The sequence below is a fragment of the Amycolatopsis nigrescens CSC17Ta-90 genome, assembly GCF_000384315.1.
Taxonomy (GTDB): domain Bacteria; phylum Actinomycetota; class Actinomycetes; order Mycobacteriales; family Pseudonocardiaceae; genus Amycolatopsis; species Amycolatopsis nigrescens.
Genome location: NZ_ARVW01000001.1, coordinates 4,010,687 through 4,026,315 on the forward strand (window position 1 = coordinate 4,010,687; position 15,629 = coordinate 4,026,315).

The window sequence follows — 15,629 nt, forward strand, 5'->3', positions numbered from 1 at the left end:
TAGACCAACCGGGTGATGAACGGACGGTATCCCGCCGCACAGTGACGATGGCCGGGGAGCTGACTAGCTTTCGGCCGATTTTCCTGCCACGCTGCCCGGAGTCATCGTCGGGCTCCGCTGTGTGAAAATGAGTGGCTCGGGTTCCGGCGGCCTTCGTGCTGTAAACAGGAGTAGTGGGTGTGGTGGCACACGTGAGCAGGTCCGGGGCGCGCTGATGGCGAGCACGGTTACCTCGCGTCGCAAGCAGCTCGGCAACGAGCTTCGCCATGCGCGCAACGCGGCGAAGATGACGCAGCAGCAAGTCGCCGATGTGCTGGGCTGCACCCAGGGCAAGGTGAACAAGATCGAGTCCGGCTCGGTCGGCGTCAAGCTGGGCGACGTCCGCACCATGCTGGACGCGTTCGGGGTGAACGGCGACGAGTCCGAGGCGCTGATGAACCTGGCCAGGGCGGCGGCCGGGCAGCGCGGGGCGTGGTCCGGCTACCGGTCCGTGGTTCCGCACTGGTTCCGCACCTTCACCGACCTCGAGCCGGCCGCGGCCGAGATCATGACCTGGCACGGCGAGCGCATCCCCGGCCCGCTGCAGTCCGAGCACTTCATGCTCAAGCAGTTCACCGAGGCCGGCGCCACCGACGTCACCTCACTGGTGCGCAACCGGCTGGACCGCAAGGCCGTGTTCGACCAGCAGCAGCCGCCGTACTACCGGTTCATCCTGAGCGAGGCCGCGCTGCGCCGGGCGCCCGGCGGGGTCGCGCCCGCGGTGATGCTGGACCAGGTCGAGCACCTGCTGGAGCTGGACCGCAGGGCGCGCGTCTACGTGCACGTGCTGCCGTTCGGGGCCCGCTTGGCCGCGGTGCCCAACGACTTCACCATCATGCGCTTCGCCGACCGGACCAGGGACTTCGTCTACATCGAGCATTCCGCCGGCGGGATGTACCTGGACGAGCCGAAGGACTTCCAGCTGTTCGTGGACTCCTGGGACCGGCTCCGCGGCGCGGCGCTGGAGCGCCAGGACACCCGACAGTTCCTCAAGGAGCTGGCCGAGACCTACCGCGTGCAGATGAGTTCCTGATCTTTTCCACCGCGACTTACCGAGAGCTAAGGAGTTCCTGCCGTTGAGCGAGGCGGAGGGTGTGGACCTGGACCGGCCGAACGCGGCGCGGATCTACGACTACCTGCTCGGTGGCACCGCCAACTGGGCGATCGATCGCGAGTTCGGCGACCGGCTGGTCGCGCGCATGCCCTTGGCGCGCACCCTGGCCAGGGTGAACCGGGACTTCCTCGGCCGCGCGGTGGCGCACGGTGCGCGCAACGGGATCACCCAGTTCCTGGACGTCGGTTCCGGGGTGCCCACGGTCAACCCGGTGCACCAGGTGGCGGACGCGATCAGCCCGGGCAGTCGGTGTGTCTATGTCGACAATGAGCCGGTGGCGGTGGCGCACTCCCAGCTGCTGCTGGAGTCTGACGGCGACCAGGACCGGCACGCCGCGATCAACGCGGACCTGCGGGACGTGCGGGGGGTCTGGGAGGGCGCGCTGGCCACCGGGGTGTTGGACCCGGACCGGCCGATCGGGCTGATCATGGTGGCGGTACTGCACTTCCTGCCGTCGGGAAAGCAGACCGAGGACGCCGTCGCAGAGTACCGGGACCTGCTGGCGCCCGGCTCGCACCTGATCATTTCGCATGGCTGCGACAAGGGCGTTCCGGAGCACGAAGGCGACCAGCTCCGGGCCATCCAGGAGCAGTATCGCCAGACCGGCACCCCGGTGCATTTCCGTGCCCAGGACGAGGTGCGGAAGTTCTTCGGCGGGTTCGAGCTGTTCGACCCCGGTGTGGTGTGGCTGCCGGAGTGGCGCCTCGATGAGGGCGAATCGGAGGCGACCAGGGAACTGGCCGGCAATCCGGCGTTGTCCTGCGTGGTCGGCGGAGTGGGCCGCAAGGGCGGCTGAGTCAGACGGCCCGCCGTCGGCGGAACAGCACCCCGAGCTCGACGAAGACCTTGATGGGCAGCAGTTTCCGCTCGTCGCCGCGGCCACGGTGGTAGCGGGCGCGGGTCGTCACGTCCCCGAGCTGGTCCAGCCACGGATGCCGGGTGCTGCGGATCGGCGGGTGGCTCCCCTCGGGCCGGTGCGAGCCCGGTTCGGCGGGCGCCGGACCGTCCTCGTCACCAAGGAACCGGACCGTCATGCGGACTCCGCTTCGAGCCGGTAGGCCGGGGTGTTGGAAAGTGCCAGACAGCGTTCGCAGGGCATACCGGTGCCCACGTTCAGCCATTCGATCTCGGGCATGAACAGCTCGGTGCCGCAGCGGGCCTCCAGCGAGCCGCAGTGCACGGCACCCGGCTCCATCGAGAACAGATGGGCCGCCCGGCGGGTTTCGCCGCAGGAGCCCGGTGCCAGCCTGCCGATGATGGTGATCGGATCCGGCCAGTCCTCGCGCAGGTACCAGACCGCGCTGGCGTCGTCGTCGCACTCCAACCAGCGAAGCATCCGGTCCAGCGCGTCGGCCGGGGTGGCCACACCGGCCGCCTCATGCCGCCCGTTGATCCTGCCGACCACCATGAACGGTGAGCTCAGCGCGCGTCGTTTCGCCAGGTCATGGTGTTGCAGCGGGGTCACTTCCCGATCGACCACCGGTGCTCCTCCCCCCGAGAGGCTGGACAAGACTTCGGGCGCGGCGCGGGAATCACTCACGAACTTGCCTTGTGGGTGGCAAATCACAGTCGGATCTGCCCCAGCCGCTAGGATTAATCCTACTACTGGAATAATCTTGTTGTCGAGTGATCAACAAGATCGATCGCTCAGCCGGGCCCGACTCGGGCCCCGCACGTCCAGAGGGTTCCCGGGGACGAGCTCGTCTTCGCACGTCACGGGCTTGTTCCGTTCAGCGCACGGAGGTACGACCAATGCCGGATTATCAGCCCCGCGCTGATTACGACCCGGGCACGGCTGTCGAGCTGTTCGACGACGCCAAGTGGGCGAAGTCCTTCGCGAGTGAGCCCAACGGCGGCAACTGCGTCGAAGTCAACCTCGGCAACCCCGGCCTGGTCGGGGTCCGCGACACGAAGCTCACCGACAGCCCGGTGTTCGTCTTCGACCGCGGCGAGTGGGACGCGTTCCTGACCGCGGTCAAGGCCGGGCAGTTCGACCTGTCCGGCTGAGCGCCGGAACGGACAGAAACCCTCCGGGACCCCGGAGACAGCACGAATCTGTGTTAGATCTACTTCCCGCGCCAACCGCGCGGCGGGCCTGCACCGGACCCGCTTCCCTGCGGCACCGGGAGGTCCGAAATGGGCGGCCACGAACCACCTGAGGTCCGGCAGGGCCTGCGCCGCCGCACCCTGCTCGGCGGCACCCTGCTCGGTGGCGCGGCCGCACTGGCCACCACCGGCGAGGCCGCCGCCGGGACACCGGCGCGGCGCCGTCGGGTCCGGCTCGGGGTGAACTACACGCCGCCAACCAGGTGGTTCCACCTGTGGCAGGACTGGCGGGAGGACGACGTCCGCCGCGACCTGGCCGACATCGCCGCGCTCGGCCTTGACCACATCCGGATCATGCTGCTGTGGTCGGAGTTCCAGCCAGAGCCCCGGCTGTTCAACGGGCAGCTGCTGGACCGGCTGGAGCGGTTCCTCGACCTGGCCGGCACCGCGGGCCTCGACGTCGAGCTGACCGTGTTCAACGGGCACATCTCGGCCCGGTACTGGACGCCGAACTGGCTGCAGACCGAGCCGAAGCCGAAGAACTGGTTCACCGACCCGGCCGCGCTCGAAGCCCAGCGCGAGTTCCTGCGCGTGCTCGCCCGGCGGGTCGGCGGGCATCGCCGGTTCATGGGCTTCGACCTGTCCAACGAGCCGTACTACTACTGGGACAACTTCGCCGGCCTGGACGTCACCCCCGCGCAGGCGGACGGCTGGCTGAACACGCTGGCCGGTGTCGCGCAGGAGGTGGCGCCCGGCAAGGCGAACACGGTGGGCTGCGACTCCGCGCCGTGGGATGCCACCGGCGACCGCTGCTTCACCAGGAGCGCGCTGGCCTCGGCCGGCGCGGTCAGCTCGATCCACCCGTGGACCTCGTTCAAGCAGATCCTCAAGACCGACCCGCTCGGCCCGCTGGCCACGCACAACGCGGAACGGCTGGTCCAGGTCATGCAGGCATACGGGGCGCCGGACCGGCCAGGCTGGGTGCAGGAGGACGGCGCGGCGCCGTCGATCCACTTCTCCGACCAGACCCGCCCGCTGCTCGGCGAGTGGCTCAAGCGCTCGGTGCGCAACGCGGCCTCCGGCGCGCACGTGCTCGGCTTCACCTGGTGGTGCTCGCACGATGTGTCGCCTTCGCTGGTGCCGAACCTGAACCCGCTCGAATACGACCTCGGGCTCTACACCAACGACCGCCGGCTCAAACCGGCCGGGAAGGCCCTGCGCGAGCTGGCCGCGGAGTTCGACCGGCACCCGCCCGCGGTCGAGCCGCGCACGATGGGCATCGTGCTCCCGGACGACGATCCGGTGCGGGGCCGCGACCTGTTCTTCGCACTCGCCGAGCAGGGCACGCGGGCGGCCTTCGTGCTGGAAAGCCGCTCGCACGACCAGTCCTACCTGCGAACCAGGGGCATCACCGAGCTCGTCCGGCCGTGACACCGCCCGTCACTGACCCGGCGGCGGGCCACCCTGCTGACCGTCCTGCCGGCCGCGGCCGCCGGGCTGGGACTGGCCGGGTTCGGTGATGGCGGTGGCGGTGGCGGTTTCGCCGGAGACGTTCGCGAGCACGGTGACGGTGTCGCCGTTCTTCGGCTCGCCGCTCTTCTTCGTGCCGGTGTCGATCGTGTAGGTCTGCGTGTAGCCGTCCTTGCTGGCGGTGGTGATGGAGGTGGCGCTGATCGCGGTCACCTCGCCGGTCTGCAGGCGTTCGGTGCGGTACCCGCCGTTGCCGTCGGGCACCACGAAGTCGCCGTGCAGCGCGGATCCCAGCGCGCCAGCCGCCCCGCCCATCGAGCCCTGCGGGCCGCCGGGGAACATCCGGCCGCCGCCCTGGCCCATGCCGCCGGCCTGCTCGCCGTTCGCGCTGGTGCCCGCGTAGATCGCCACCCCGCCGGCGGCCGCGATCACCACCGCGACCCCGGCCGCCGCCGCGATCTTGCGCCCGGACCACTTCGGCCGCTCGGGCTGCCCGGCCGGTGCCGGGTCGCCCCAGTTGCCGCCGGGCTGGTTCGTCGGTTCGGTGCTCATCGGTGTCCTCTTTCTCGGTCCTCTTTCTCGTTCGGCGAGCACCAGCTTCACCAGCGAGACTGTGTGCGAGCTGTGCCGTGCGTTGGCGGGTCCTGTGCTCCGCGCCGTTCACAGCCAATGCACAGAAAGGGCACAGGTTCGGCCTACCCGTCGGACCGAGGATGGCAACCATGAACACCACTTCGACCGCGCTGCACCGGGCGGACGGCACACCGGTGCGCGTGCTCGTCGTGGACGACGAAGCGACCTTGGCCGAGTTGGTCTCGATGGCGCTGCGGATGGAGGGCTGGGAGATCCGCAGCGCCGGCGACGGGGCCGAAGCGGTCCGGATCGCCCGCGAGTTCCGGCCGGACGCGGTGGTGCTCGACGTGATGCTGCCCGACTTCAGCGGCCTGGAGGTGCTGCGCCGGGTACGCGCCGAGTCGCCGAACCTGCCGGTGCTGTTCCTCACCGCGAAGGACGCGGTGGAGGACCGGATCGCCGGGCTGACCGCCGGTGGCGACGACTACGTGACCAAGCCGTTCAGCCTGGAGGAGGTGGCGCTGCGGCTGCGCGCGCTGCTGCGCCGGGCGCACGGGGTCTCCGGCAGCAGGGGGTCCACGCTGGTGGTCGGCGACCTGACCCTGGACGAGGACAGCCGCGAGGTGCACCGCGGCGGCGTGCCGGTGCCGCTCACCGCGACCGAGTTCGAGCTGCTGCGGTACCTGATGAACAACCCGCGGCGGGTGCTGAGCAAGGCGCAGATCCTGGACCGGGTGTGGAGCTACGACTTCGGCGGACAGGCCAATATCGTCGAGCTCTACATCTCCTACCTGCGCAAGAAGATCGACGCCGACCGGGAGCCGATGATCCACACCATGCGTGGCGCGGGGTATGTCCTCAAGCCCGCGAAGTAGCCGGCCGTGGTCGCTTCGGCGGCGGCTGGTCGCGCAGCTGGCCGGGTTGCTGGCGCTGGTCTGCCTGGTGGTCGGCGTGGTCACCGAGTTCGCGCTGCGGGACTTCCTGATCGGCCAGCTCGACGACCGGCTGGTCGCGGCCAGCGACCGCGGCAACCGGCCGCCACCACCGAACCTGCCCGGCCTGCCCGGGCTGGACCGGCCGCCGCCGGACGCGTTGCGCGCGGTCGGCCAGGGCGTCGGCACGCTGGCCGCCCATCTCGACCCGGACGGCGAGCTGCGGGCCGGAATCCTGCGGGCCAGCAAGGGCAACAACGGCGGCTCGGTGCCGTTCGACGACGTGCCGGCCGACCAGCTGCGGGTGCTGCAGGACCTGCCGCCGGACGGCAGCAGGAACACCCGCGACCTCGGGCCGCTCGGCGAGTACCGGCTGCTCGCGAGCCGGACCATGGACGGCGGGGTGCAGATCACCGGGCTGCCCACGGTGGAGGTTTCGGACACCCTGTGGCAGCTCGGTTTCACCTTCGGCGGGGTGGCGCTGGCCGGGCTGCTGGTCGCCGGCGCGGTGGGCGCGGTGACGATCCGCCGCACGCTGCGCCCGCTGAACCGGCTGGCCGCGACCGCGGGCCAGGTGGCCGAGCTGCCGCTGGACCGCGGTGAGGTGGCGCTGTCCATCCGGGTGTCCGATGTAGACACCGACACCCGGACCGAGGTGGGCAAGGTCGGTGCCGCGCTGAACCGGATGCTCGGACACGTGGCGAACGCGCTGGCGGCCAGGCAGACCAGCGAGAGCAGGGTGCGCCGGTTCGTCGCGGACGCCAGCCACGAACTGCGCACCCCGCTCGCCGCGATCCGCGGCTACGCCGAGCTGACCAGGCGCAACCTGGCGGACGTGCCGCCGGACGTGGCGTTCGCGATGGGCCGGGTGGAGTCGGAGTCGGCGCGGATGACCACCCTGGTGGAGGACCTGCTGCTGCTGGCCAGGCTGGACTCTGGCCGGGCGCCGGCCCGCGAGCCGGTGGACCTGTCCAGGCTGGTCGCCGACGCGGTCGCGGACGCGCACGTGGCCGGGCCGGAGCACCGCTGGCTGCTGGAGGTGCCCGGCGAGCCGATCAGCACCCTCGGCGACGCGGACCAGCTGCACCAGGTGGTGATCAACCTGCTGAACAACGCGCGCACGCACACCCCGCCCGGCACCTCGGTGCGCACCACGCTGTCCGCCCGGCACCGGGTGGTGACGCTGGTGGTCGCGGACGACGGCCCCGGCATCCCGGCCGACCTGCTGCCCGAGGTGTTCGAGCGGTTCGCGCGCGGGGACACCTCTCGCTCCCGCGACGCGGGCAGCACCGGGCTCGGCCTGGCGATCGTGGCCGCGGTGACCGCCGCGCACCACGGCCGGGTCGAGGTGCGCAGCGAACCGGGGAAGACCGAGTTCACCCTGACCCTCCCGGCCTGGCGGGAACCGCCGGCCTAGGCGTGCGGCGGCGTGCGGCGAGCGACATGGCTACACTGGTCCACGGACCCCGCGCGGCGTCCACCCTGTGAACCTCCCCAGGGCCGGAAGGCAGCAAGGATAAGCAGGCTCTGACGGGTGCGCGGGGTCCCCTATGTCTCTGCTCGACGCTGGGGCGTCTTCGCAGGGTCCCTGTGTCTATTGGGGGGCCGAGCCCCCCAAACCCCCCACGGTGCGAGCTCCTCGTCTTGACGGCCCGGGCACGTCGGGCGTGGACCAGCGCCGGTCGTGAGTGAAAGTTGTTGTTCCGGCAACACTTTTCACTCACGACCGTTGAGCTGCGGAAACGGGTCAGGGGAGGGCTTGCAGGAACTGGAGGAGTGCCGCGTTGACCTCGGCGGGGCGTTCCTGCTGAAGCCAGTGGCCGCCGCCGGGCAGCAGCACCGAGCGGGTCAGGCCCGGCACCGCCGCCCGCAGCGTCGCCTCGATCGCTTCCCCGGTGCGCCCGGCCAGCACCGGGTCACGATCGCCACCGACGAACAGCGCGGGCACGGCGATCCGCGCCCCCTTCCAGGCGGCCGTGAGCTCCCAGTTGCGGTTCAGATTGCGGTACCAGTTCAGCCCGCCGGTGAACCCGGCCTCGGCGTACTCGGCCACATAGGTTTCCAGGTCATGCTCGGTCAGCCAGTGCGGCAGCGTCTCCGGCCACGGCCAGAGGTCGGTGAACTCCTTGCCCGGCGGAACCAGCATCGGCCGCACCTGGTCGGCGTCGCCGGACAGGCCGACCAGCAGCCGCCGGAAGGCGTCCGCCGGATCGGCTGCCAGCTCCTCGTCCGCCCGGCCCGGCTGCTGGAAGTAGTTCATGTAGAAGGATTCGCCGAAGGCCGCGCGCATCGCGGTCAGCGGTGGCACCGAGCCGCGCGGGGCGTGCGGGACGCTGAGCCCGGCCACCCCGCGCACCCGGTCCGGGCGGAACAGCGCGGTGTGCCAGGCCACCGGCGCGCCCCAGTCGTGGCCCACCACGGCCGCCTTCTCTTCGCCGAGCGCGTCGATCAGCCCGATCACGTCACCGGTCAGGTGCGCCATGGTGTAGTCCTCGGCCGCGGCCGGCCGTTCCGATCTGGCGTATCCGCGCTGGTCCGGCGCCACCACGTGGAACCCGGCGTCGGCCAGCGCGCTCAGCTGGTGGCGCCAGGAGTACCAGCATTCGGGGAACCCGTGCAGCAAAAGCACCAGCGGCCCTCGGCCCGCCTCGGCCACGTGCAGCCGGATCCCGTTCGTCTCGATGAAACGGTGCTCGAACTCGCTCATGGCACCGAGCCTAGGCAGCGGGCCAATGCGGCCTCCGGGACCGTCGGCCCCTGCCGGTACTCTCGCGGCGTGGCTCTAGCGCTGTACCGCAAGTACCGTCCGGCGACCTTCGCCGAGGTCGTCGGCCAGGAGCATGTCACCGAACCGCTGCGCACCGCGCTGGCCGCGGGCCGGATCAACCACGCCTACCTCTTCTCCGGCCCTCGTGGCTGCGGGAAGACGTCCAGTGCGCGGATCATGGCCCGTTCGCTGAACTGCGTGCAGGGGCCGACGCCGGACCCGTGCGGCGAGTGCGCCTCGTGCAAGGCGCTGGCGCCGGAGGGCGCCGGCAGCGTCGATGTCACCGAGCTGGACGCGGCCAGTCACGGCGGTGTGGACGACGCCAGGGAGCTGCGCGACCGGGCCTTCTACGCGCCGGCCGACTCGCGCTACCGGGTGTTCATCATCGACGAGGCGCACATGGTCACCACGCAGGGCTTCAACGCCCTGCTGAAGATCGTGGAAGAGCCGCCGGAACACGTCATCTTCATCTTCGCCACCACCGAGCCGGACAAGGTGCTGACCACCATCCGCTCGCGTACGCACCACTACCCGTTCCGGCTGATCCCGCCGAGTTCGATGCGCGAGCTGCTGGAGCGCAACGTCGAGGCCGAGGGCGTCGCCGTGGAGCCCGCGGTGTACCCGCTGGTCATCCGGGCCGGCGGTGGTTCCGCCAGGGACACCCAGTCCGTGCTCGACCAGCTGCTGGCCGGGGCCGGGCCGGACGGCATCGACTACACCCGCGCGGTCGCGCTGCTCGGCGTGACCGATGTGGCGCTGATCGACGACATGGTGGACGGCCTGGCCGCGGACGACGCGACGGCCGTGTTCGGCACCGTGGAACGGCTCGCCGAGGCGGGGCACGACCCGCGCCGGTTCGCCACCGATCTGCTGGACCGCCTGCGCGACCTGGTGCTGCTGCGCTCGGTGCCGGAAGCCGCGGGCAAGGGCCTTGTTTCCGCACCCGAGGACGAGCTTGGCCGGATGCTTTCCCAGGCGGAGCGGGTCGGGCTGGCCACGCTGTCCCGCTACGCCGAGATTGTCCACAATGGACTTCTCGAGATGCGCGGGGCGACCGCGCCGCGCTTGCTGCTGGAGTTGTTGTGCGCGCGGATGCTGCTGCCCTCGGCCGCCGAGGGTGAGGCCGCCGTCCTGCAACGGCTAGAGCGGCTGGAACGCCGGGTCACCGCGGGTGCTCCGGCCGCGCCCGTGGCGGCCCCCGCTGCTCAGCAGGCCCCGGCCGCCGCGGCCCCTGCTGCACCAGCCGCACCTGCTGCGGCGCCGGAACGTTCGTTCCAGCGGCCGTCCCAGCGGCCCGCCGCCGCGCCGAGCCGTTCCGAACAGTCCGCCCCGGCCAGGCCGGAGCCCGAGGCCGAACCCGCGCCGGCGGCCGCCCCCGCCAGGGAGGCGCCGGCAGAGTCGCCGTCGTCCGCCGAGACCCCGCCCGACCCGCAGCCGGTCGGCGCCATCGACACCACCGCCGTCCGGCGGATGTGGCCCGACCTGCTCGAGGCACTGCGGAAGACCCCCGGCAGCCGCAGCACCGCGGCGATGCTCACCCAGGCGACCGTGCAGAGCGTCGAAGGTTCCACCGTGGTGCTCGCGCACACCGCGGCCCCGCTGGCCAAGCGGTTGTCCGAGCAGCACAACGCGGACAAGATCGCGGCCGCGCTCGGCGAGGTGCTCGGTGGCACCTGGCAGGTGCGCTGCGTGCACGGCAGTGCCGCCGGTGCGGCCGCCGCTCCGGCTCCGGCCAGGCAGCAGCCCGCCGCCCCCGCGCCGCAGCGCCCGGCTCCGCAGAGCGCGCCGGCCCAGCAACCGCCGCCAGCCCGGCCGGAGAACAACCAGCCGCAGCGCTCCTTCAGCAGGCCGTCCGCCGGTTCGGCGGCCCCGCCCGCCAAGCCCGAGCGCCCGGTACCGGTCACCACTGAGCCGGACATCCCGCTGCCGCCGGAGCCCGAGGACGAAGACGACTACACCGTCGACGACGCCGGCCCGGCGCCGCAGGCCGCACCGGCGACCGAGGACGACCCGGATGCCAAGGTGCACAAGCTGCTCTCCGACCACCTCGGCGCCCGCCCCCTGGACTGACCAGCCCTTCACGCCGCGAAACCCACCCCCGCGCAGCCCCCACCCATCCCGGGGGGCGACCCCGCTCCAGTCTATCCGCCCCCCAAGCCGTTTCCGCTGCTCACAAGCCAGTTGTCCACAGGTACGGCCAACTGTGCACAACTCGGAAACCGCGGCGAAACGGCCGGATCAGCTGCCTCCGGAACACGCCCAATGTGACGTTTGGCCAATAGAAGACACCAAACGTCACGTTGGGCCAGCCAGATCCAGCCCGAGAGCGATCAGCCGACGAGGTAGTGCTGGACGCTGGCCGCGATCGCGTCCGCATAGCGCTGCCGGCCGGACGGGGTGGACATCGCGGCCGCCTCCGCCGGGTTCCGCATGTTCCCGCATTCCACCAGCGCGGCCGGCCGTTCGGACAGGTTGAGCCCGGCCAGGTCGTCCCGCGGGGAGAGCCCGGACTGGCCGATGTAGCTGGACACCGCGAAACCGGCCGAGAGCAGGCCGTCGCGCAGGGCGACGGCGAGCCGGGAGGACGGCTCGCCCTGGGCGACGTTCAACGGAGGATCCGAGTAGGCGATGTGGAAACCGTGCGCGCTCTTGGCGGTGGAGCCGTCCGCGTGGATCGACACCACCGCCGTCGCGGCCGCCTCGTTCCCGGCGGCGGCGCGGGCGTCCACGCACGGCCCGATGCCGTTGTCGTCCTGCCGCGTGTAGCCGACCCGGATGCCGCGAGCGGTCAGCAGGTCGCCGACCCGGTGCGCGACGTCGAAGGTGAACGCGTGCTCGGGGTAGCCGTCGTCGGTGGAGGTGCCGGTGGTGTTGCACGGTTTGGTCCTGCCGCGCCCGGCCGGTACCTGGCGGTTGATCGCGGCGCGGTCGCGGGCGTTCGCGCCGTTGTGCCCCGGATCCAGCATCACCACCGGCCGGGCCGCGGCTGGGCTCGGCACGCTGGTCACGGTTTCCGGCGGGGGCGGCACCGAGCTGGACGGCGGTGGCCCGGCGGGAGGCGTCAAAGGAGAAGGCACCCCAGGCGTATCACCGGACTGGCAGCCCGCGGCCAGCAGCATCCCCGCCATCACCATCGGTACCAGCCGTCGTCGCACGGCCACCACGGTGTCACAGCGAGGCCCGGCTAGGCTGGTGGACACGTGCAAGTAAGCGAGTGGATCGGAAGCCGAATCATGGTGCAACCCGGTGGTGGCATGCCCGACATGCAGCAGATTCTGCAGCAGGCGCAGCAGATGCAGCAGCAACTGGTCACGGCGCAGGAGGAACTGGCCAGGGCCGAGGTGACCGGCACCGCGGGTGGCGGCCTGGTGACCGCCGTGGTCAGCGGCAGCCTGGAGCTGAAGAACCTCACCATCGACCCCAAGGTGGTCGACCCGGAGGACACCGAGACCCTCGCCGACCTGGTGGTCGCCGCGGTTCGGGACGCCACCGGCAACGCGCAGAAGCTGACCGAGGAGAAGCTCGGCCCGCTCGCCGGCGGCCTCGGTGGCGGCGGCATGCCCGACCTCGGCGGTCTCGGGCTGCCCGGCGGCCTCGGCTAGTTGGGACCCCGTTGTACGAAGGCGTAGTTCAGGACCTCATCGACGAGCTCGGGCGGCTGCCCGGGGTCGGGCCGAAGAGCGCCCAGCGCATCGCGTTCCACCTGCTCGCCGCCGAACCGGCGGACATCGGGCGGCTGCAGGAGGTGCTCGGCAAGGTCAAGGAGGGCGTCCAGTTCTGCGAGATCTGCGGCAACGTCTCGGAACAGGTCAACTGCCGGATCTGCCGGGACACCCGCCGCGATCTCACGGTCATCTGCGTGGTGGAGGAGCCGAAGGATGTGCTCGCGGTGGAACGCACCCGCGAGTTCAAGGGCCGCTACCACGTGCTCGGCGGGGCACTCGACCCGTTGTCCGGGATCGGGCCGGAGCAGCTGCGGATGCGCCAGCTGCTGGCCAGGATCGGGGAAGCGGAGGTCACCGAGGTGATCATCGCGACCGACCCGAACACCGAGGGCGAGGCCACCGCCACCTATCTGGTGCGGATGCTGCGCGACTTCCCCGGACTGAACGTGACCAGGCTGGCGTCCGGCCTGCCGATGGGCGGGGACCTGGAGTTCGCCGACGAGCTCACCCTCGGCCGCGCGCTGTCCGGCCGCCGCGCCCTGTAGGAAAACCGTGCACGAGCTGGTGGCGGCCCTGCTCGCCGCGCCGGCCAGGCTCGGCGCCGTCCGGGTGCTCGCCATCGACGGGCCCTCCGGGGCCGGCAAGTCGACCCTGGCCGCCGCGGTGCTGACCGAACTGGGCCACCGGTCCGTGCGGTCCCTGCTGATCAGCACCGACGAGTTCGCCACCTGGTCGGAGCCGGTCGCCTGGTGGCCCCGGCTGGCCGACGGGGTGCTGACCCCGTTCGCGCGAGGCCGCGCGGGAAGTTATCGCCAGGTGGACTGGACCACCGAAGGCCCGCGGCCCGGCGCCGAAATCACCGTGGCACCACCGGAAGTACTGGTGCTGGAAGGTGTTTCGGCCGGCCGCGCCTCGATCCGGCCGAGGCTTTCCCTGCTGTGCTGGGTGCCAGGACCCGGGGAGCAGGCGAGGCTGGACCGCGCCGTGCACCGGGATGGTGAGCAGTACCGCGAGCGGTTGCGCGAATGGCAGGCATTCGAGCGGGGCTGGTTCGCGGTGGACCAGACCAGTCGACGGGCCGATCGCACGATCGGAGTAGTGGACTTGGTCCAGGAGCGCTAGTGGACCGCCATTTGGCTACGTTTGGTGATTATTTACCGACCCTATGCGGTTATATCGGCCTCCACGTAGCGCGATCGTAACCTCACGTGCTTAAGTGCGGGGCGACTTCCGGCTAGTGTCGGCGCACACAGCGATGCACCGTCTGCTCCTGACCGACCGGACGGTAAATAAACCGAATTATTTCCAAGGGGTGCCAAATGCTCCAACTGCGGGCGGCCAAAACGCGCCGTATTGCCCTGATCGGGCTTGCCGGTGCGCTTGCGGCCTCGATGACCGCCTGTGCGCAGTCTGACCGTGACGCCGGGGGCGGGAACTCGAACACCATGATCTTCGGAGCCGCCGGTAACCCGAAGAACTTCGACCCGATCTTCAATGACGACGGTGAGACCTTCCGGATCACCCGTCAGGTGTACGACACGCTGCTGCAGAACAAGCCGGGCACCGCCGAGGTCGTCGGTTCGCTGGCCCAGGAATGGACTCCCAGCAACGAAGGCAAGACCTGGACCTTCAAGCTGCGCCAGGGCGTCAAGTTCCACGACGGCACCCCGTTCGACGCCGCCGCGGTCTGCTACAACTTCGACCGCTGGTTCAACATGAAGGGCGCCGCCGCCCAGAGCCAGATGATCTACTACGGCGACGTTTTCGAGGGTTTCGCGAACAACGAGGGTGACGCCACCGGCGACCCGGTCTACAAGAACTGCGAAGCCCCCGACGCGGGGACCGCGGTGCTGAACCTGAACAAGGCCAAGGGCGCCTTCCCGGCCGCCTTTACGCTGCCTTCGTTCTCCATCTCCAGCCCGGAAGCGCTGAAGAAGTACAACGCCGACCAGGTCGTGCAGAGCGGCGGCTCGTTCCAGTACAGCGAGTACGTCAAGCACCCGACCGGCACCGGCCCGTTCAAGTTCGAGGGCTACGACCAGGCCAAGGGCGAGGTGACCCTCACCCGCAACGAGGAGTCCTTCGACAAGGCCAAGCTCGAGAAGCTGATCTTCAAGATCATCGCCGACGAGAACGCCCGCAAGCAGGCGCTCAAGAGCGGTGACATCGACGGCTACGACTACCCGAACCCCGGTGACTACCAGCTGCTGCGCGGCGACGGCGAGAAGGTGCTGCCGCGCCCGTCGTTCAACGTGCTCTACCTGGGCATCAACCAGAAGGGCAACCCGAAGCTGCAGGACCTCAAGGTGCGCCAGGCGCTGGCCTACGGCGTCAACCGCGAGCAGTTCGTGAAGGGCAAGCTGGCCGAGGGTTCCGAGGTGGCCACCGAGTTCGTGCCCAAGGTCATCGACGGCTACACCGACGATGTCACCAAGTACCCGTACGACCCGGAGAAGGCCAAGAGCCTGCTGGCCGAGGCCGGTGCGACCGACCTGACGCTGAAGTTCTACTACCCGACCGAGGTCAGCCGCCCGTACCTGCCGAACCCGGCGGAGGCCTTCACCTCGATCTCCGAGGACCTGAAGAAGATCGGCGTCAAGATCGAGCCGATCGCCAAGCCGTGGAACGGTGGCTACAAGGACGACGTGCAGAAGAGCGGCCTGCACGACATCCACCTGCTGGGCTGGACCGGTGACTACAACGACGCCGGCAACTTCGTCGGCACGTTCTTCGGCCGCGAGAAGCCGGAGTTCGGCTTCAACAACCCGGACCTGTTCAAGGCGCTGTCCGACGCGGACGCCGCCCCGGCGGGCCCGGAGCACGCCAAGGCGTACCAGGAAGCCAACAAGAAGGTCATGGAGTACCTGCCCGCGATTCCGGTCGCCTACCCCAGCCCGGCGCTGGTGGTCAGCGAGAAGATCCAGGGCATCAATCCCAGCCCGCTCACCGACGAGCGGTTCAACACCGTGAGCAAGGGATAGTCCTGGCGCGTAGCCGAGCGGGGGCGGGCCTGGTGCCCGTCC

At 70.5% G+C, this 15,629-nt stretch carries 16 protein-coding genes and 1 other RNA gene; 12 read left to right on the forward strand and 5 right to left on the reverse strand.

Annotation, left to right across the window (positions count from 1 at the left end; translation table 11 throughout):
• The first annotated feature begins 214 nt into the window (after positions 1-214).
• Positions 215-1,072: a helix-turn-helix domain-containing protein gene (locus AMYNI_RS0118930; protein WP_020669607.1), complete on the forward strand. Its 858-nt coding sequence runs from the start codon at positions 215-217 to the stop codon at positions 1,070-1,072.
• A gap of 43 nt (positions 1,073-1,115) precedes the next feature.
• The gene (locus AMYNI_RS0118935) at positions 1,116-1,949 is read left to right on the forward strand and encodes an SAM-dependent methyltransferase (protein WP_020669608.1); all 834 of its coding nucleotides are present in this window, start codon (positions 1,116-1,118) and stop codon (positions 1,947-1,949) included.
• Between the two features lies 1 nt (position 1,950).
• Here AMYNI_RS0118935 and AMYNI_RS0118940 read toward each other — a convergent pair whose 3' ends face one another.
• Positions 1,951-2,187, reverse strand: a complete 237-nt coding sequence (locus AMYNI_RS0118940; RefSeq protein WP_020669609.1) for a hypothetical protein — start codon at positions 2,185-2,187, stop codon at positions 1,951-1,953.
• Positions 2,184-2,633: a hypothetical protein gene (locus tag AMYNI_RS50160; protein WP_020669610.1), complete on the reverse strand. Its 450-nt coding sequence runs from the start codon at positions 2,631-2,633 to the stop codon at positions 2,184-2,186. Before AMYNI_RS50160 ends, AMYNI_RS0118940 begins: the two co-directional genes overlap by 4 nt.
• 272 nt (positions 2,634-2,905) lie before the next feature.
• On the opposite strand from AMYNI_RS50160, the gene AMYNI_RS0118950 reads away from it, so the two are divergent.
• Entirely contained in the window at positions 2,906-3,160 is a 255-nt protein-coding gene (locus tag AMYNI_RS0118950; RefSeq protein WP_020669611.1) for a DUF397 domain-containing protein, read from the forward strand.
• Positions 3,161-3,289: 129 nt separating this feature from the next.
• Complete coding sequence (locus tag AMYNI_RS0118955; protein ID WP_020669612.1) at positions 3,290-4,630, forward strand: glycoside hydrolase 5 family protein; 1,341 nt, start codon at positions 3,290-3,292, stop codon at positions 4,628-4,630.
• A 9-nt stretch (positions 4,631-4,639) separates the two neighbouring features.
• Here the strand turns inward: AMYNI_RS0118955 and AMYNI_RS44860 are convergent, their stop codons facing one another.
• Complete coding sequence (locus AMYNI_RS44860) at positions 4,640-5,221, reverse strand: hypothetical protein (RefSeq protein ID WP_020669613.1); 582 nt, start codon at positions 5,219-5,221, stop codon at positions 4,640-4,642.
• Positions 5,222-5,382: 161 nt separating this feature from the next.
• Here AMYNI_RS44860 and AMYNI_RS0118965 point away from each other — a divergent pair, with 161 nt between their 5' ends.
• The 3 genes from AMYNI_RS0118965 (at position 5,383) to ffs (ending at position 7,727) form a co-directional block, all read left to right on the forward strand.
• Positions 5,383-6,117, forward strand: coding sequence for a response regulator transcription factor (locus AMYNI_RS0118965; protein WP_026360640.1), 735 nt, complete (start codon positions 5,383-5,385; stop codon positions 6,115-6,117).
• On the forward strand, positions 6,095-7,591 hold the full coding sequence (locus AMYNI_RS0118970; protein WP_026360641.1) for a sensor histidine kinase: 1,497 nt from the start codon (positions 6,095-6,097) through the stop codon (positions 7,589-7,591). Before AMYNI_RS0118965 ends, AMYNI_RS0118970 begins: the two co-directional genes overlap by 23 nt.
• 41 nt (positions 7,592-7,632) lie before the next feature.
• An RNA gene (gene ffs, locus AMYNI_RS47780) (signal recognition particle sRNA small type) lies at positions 7,633-7,727 on the forward strand.
• Positions 7,728-7,921: 194 nt separating this feature from the next.
• On the opposite strand, the gene AMYNI_RS0118975 is transcribed toward ffs, so the two are convergent.
• Positions 7,922-8,881, reverse strand: a complete 960-nt coding sequence (locus tag AMYNI_RS0118975) for an alpha/beta fold hydrolase (protein WP_020669616.1) — start codon at positions 8,879-8,881, stop codon at positions 7,922-7,924.
• 69 nt (positions 8,882-8,950) lie between these two features.
• Between AMYNI_RS0118975 and AMYNI_RS0118980 the strand changes: the two genes are divergently transcribed.
• A complete protein-coding gene (locus AMYNI_RS0118980; protein WP_020669617.1) occupies positions 8,951-11,011 on the forward strand; it encodes a DNA polymerase III subunit gamma and tau in 2,061 nt (686 codons plus the stop codon).
• Positions 11,012-11,271: 260 nt separating this feature from the next.
• On the opposite strand, the gene AMYNI_RS0118985 is transcribed toward AMYNI_RS0118980, so the two are convergent.
• Positions 11,272-12,075, reverse strand: coding sequence for an N-acetylmuramoyl-L-alanine amidase (locus tag AMYNI_RS0118985; RefSeq protein ID WP_084628690.1), 804 nt, complete (start codon positions 12,073-12,075; stop codon positions 11,272-11,274).
• A gap of 99 nt (positions 12,076-12,174) precedes the next feature.
• Between AMYNI_RS0118985 and AMYNI_RS0118990 the strand changes: the two genes are divergently transcribed.
• From AMYNI_RS0118990 to AMYNI_RS0119005, 4 genes are all read left to right on the forward strand, one after another.
• On the forward strand, positions 12,175-12,543 hold the full coding sequence (locus AMYNI_RS0118990; protein WP_020669619.1) for a YbaB/EbfC family nucleoid-associated protein: 369 nt from the start codon (positions 12,175-12,177) through the stop codon (positions 12,541-12,543).
• Between the two features lie 11 nt (positions 12,544-12,554).
• On the forward strand, positions 12,555-13,151 hold the full coding sequence (gene recR / locus AMYNI_RS0118995) for a recombination mediator RecR (RefSeq protein WP_020669620.1): 597 nt from the start codon (positions 12,555-12,557) through the stop codon (positions 13,149-13,151).
• 7 nt (positions 13,152-13,158) lie between these two features.
• Complete coding sequence (locus AMYNI_RS0119000) at positions 13,159-13,728, forward strand: hypothetical protein (RefSeq protein ID WP_020669621.1); 570 nt, start codon at positions 13,159-13,161, stop codon at positions 13,726-13,728.
• Between the two features lie 197 nt (positions 13,729-13,925).
• Complete coding sequence (locus tag AMYNI_RS0119005; protein ID WP_020669622.1) at positions 13,926-15,587, forward strand: ABC transporter substrate-binding protein; 1,662 nt, start codon at positions 13,926-13,928, stop codon at positions 15,585-15,587.
• Positions 15,588-15,629: the final 42 nt, after the last annotated feature.

Excerpts from the sequence above, each read along its gene's own strand:
- AMYNI_RS0118930 (WP_020669607.1), top strand. The coding sequence starts at position 215 with ATGGCGAGCACGGTTACCTCGCGTCGCAAGCAGCTCGGCAACGAGCTT.
- AMYNI_RS0118940 (WP_020669609.1), bottom strand. The coding sequence starts at position 2,187 with ATGACGGTCCGGTTCCTTGGTGACGAGGACGGTCCGGCGCCCGCCGAA.
- AMYNI_RS0118950 (WP_020669611.1), top strand. The coding sequence starts at position 2,906 with ATGCCGGATTATCAGCCCCGCGCTGATTACGACCCGGGCACGGCTGTC.
- AMYNI_RS0118955 (WP_020669612.1), top strand. The coding sequence starts at position 3,290 with ATGGGCGGCCACGAACCACCTGAGGTCCGGCAGGGCCTGCGCCGCCGC.
- AMYNI_RS44860 (WP_020669613.1), bottom strand. The coding sequence starts at position 5,221 with ATGAGCACCGAACCGACGAACCAGCCCGGCGGCAACTGGGGCGACCCG.
- AMYNI_RS0118965 (WP_026360640.1), top strand. The coding sequence starts at position 5,383 with ATGGCAACCATGAACACCACTTCGACCGCGCTGCACCGGGCGGACGGC.
- AMYNI_RS0118970 (WP_026360641.1), top strand. The coding sequence starts at position 6,095 with ATGTCCTCAAGCCCGCGAAGTAGCCGGCCGTGGTCGCTTCGGCGGCGG.
- AMYNI_RS0118975 (WP_020669616.1), bottom strand. The coding sequence starts at position 8,881 with ATGAGCGAGTTCGAGCACCGTTTCATCGAGACGAACGGGATCCGGCTG.
- AMYNI_RS0118985 (WP_084628690.1), bottom strand. The coding sequence starts at position 12,075 with ATGGTGATGGCGGGGATGCTGCTGGCCGCGGGCTGCCAGTCCGGTGAT.
- AMYNI_RS0118990 (WP_020669619.1), top strand. The coding sequence starts at position 12,175 with ATGGTGCAACCCGGTGGTGGCATGCCCGACATGCAGCAGATTCTGCAG.
- AMYNI_RS0119005 (WP_020669622.1), top strand. The coding sequence starts at position 13,926 with ATGCTCCAACTGCGGGCGGCCAAAACGCGCCGTATTGCCCTGATCGGG.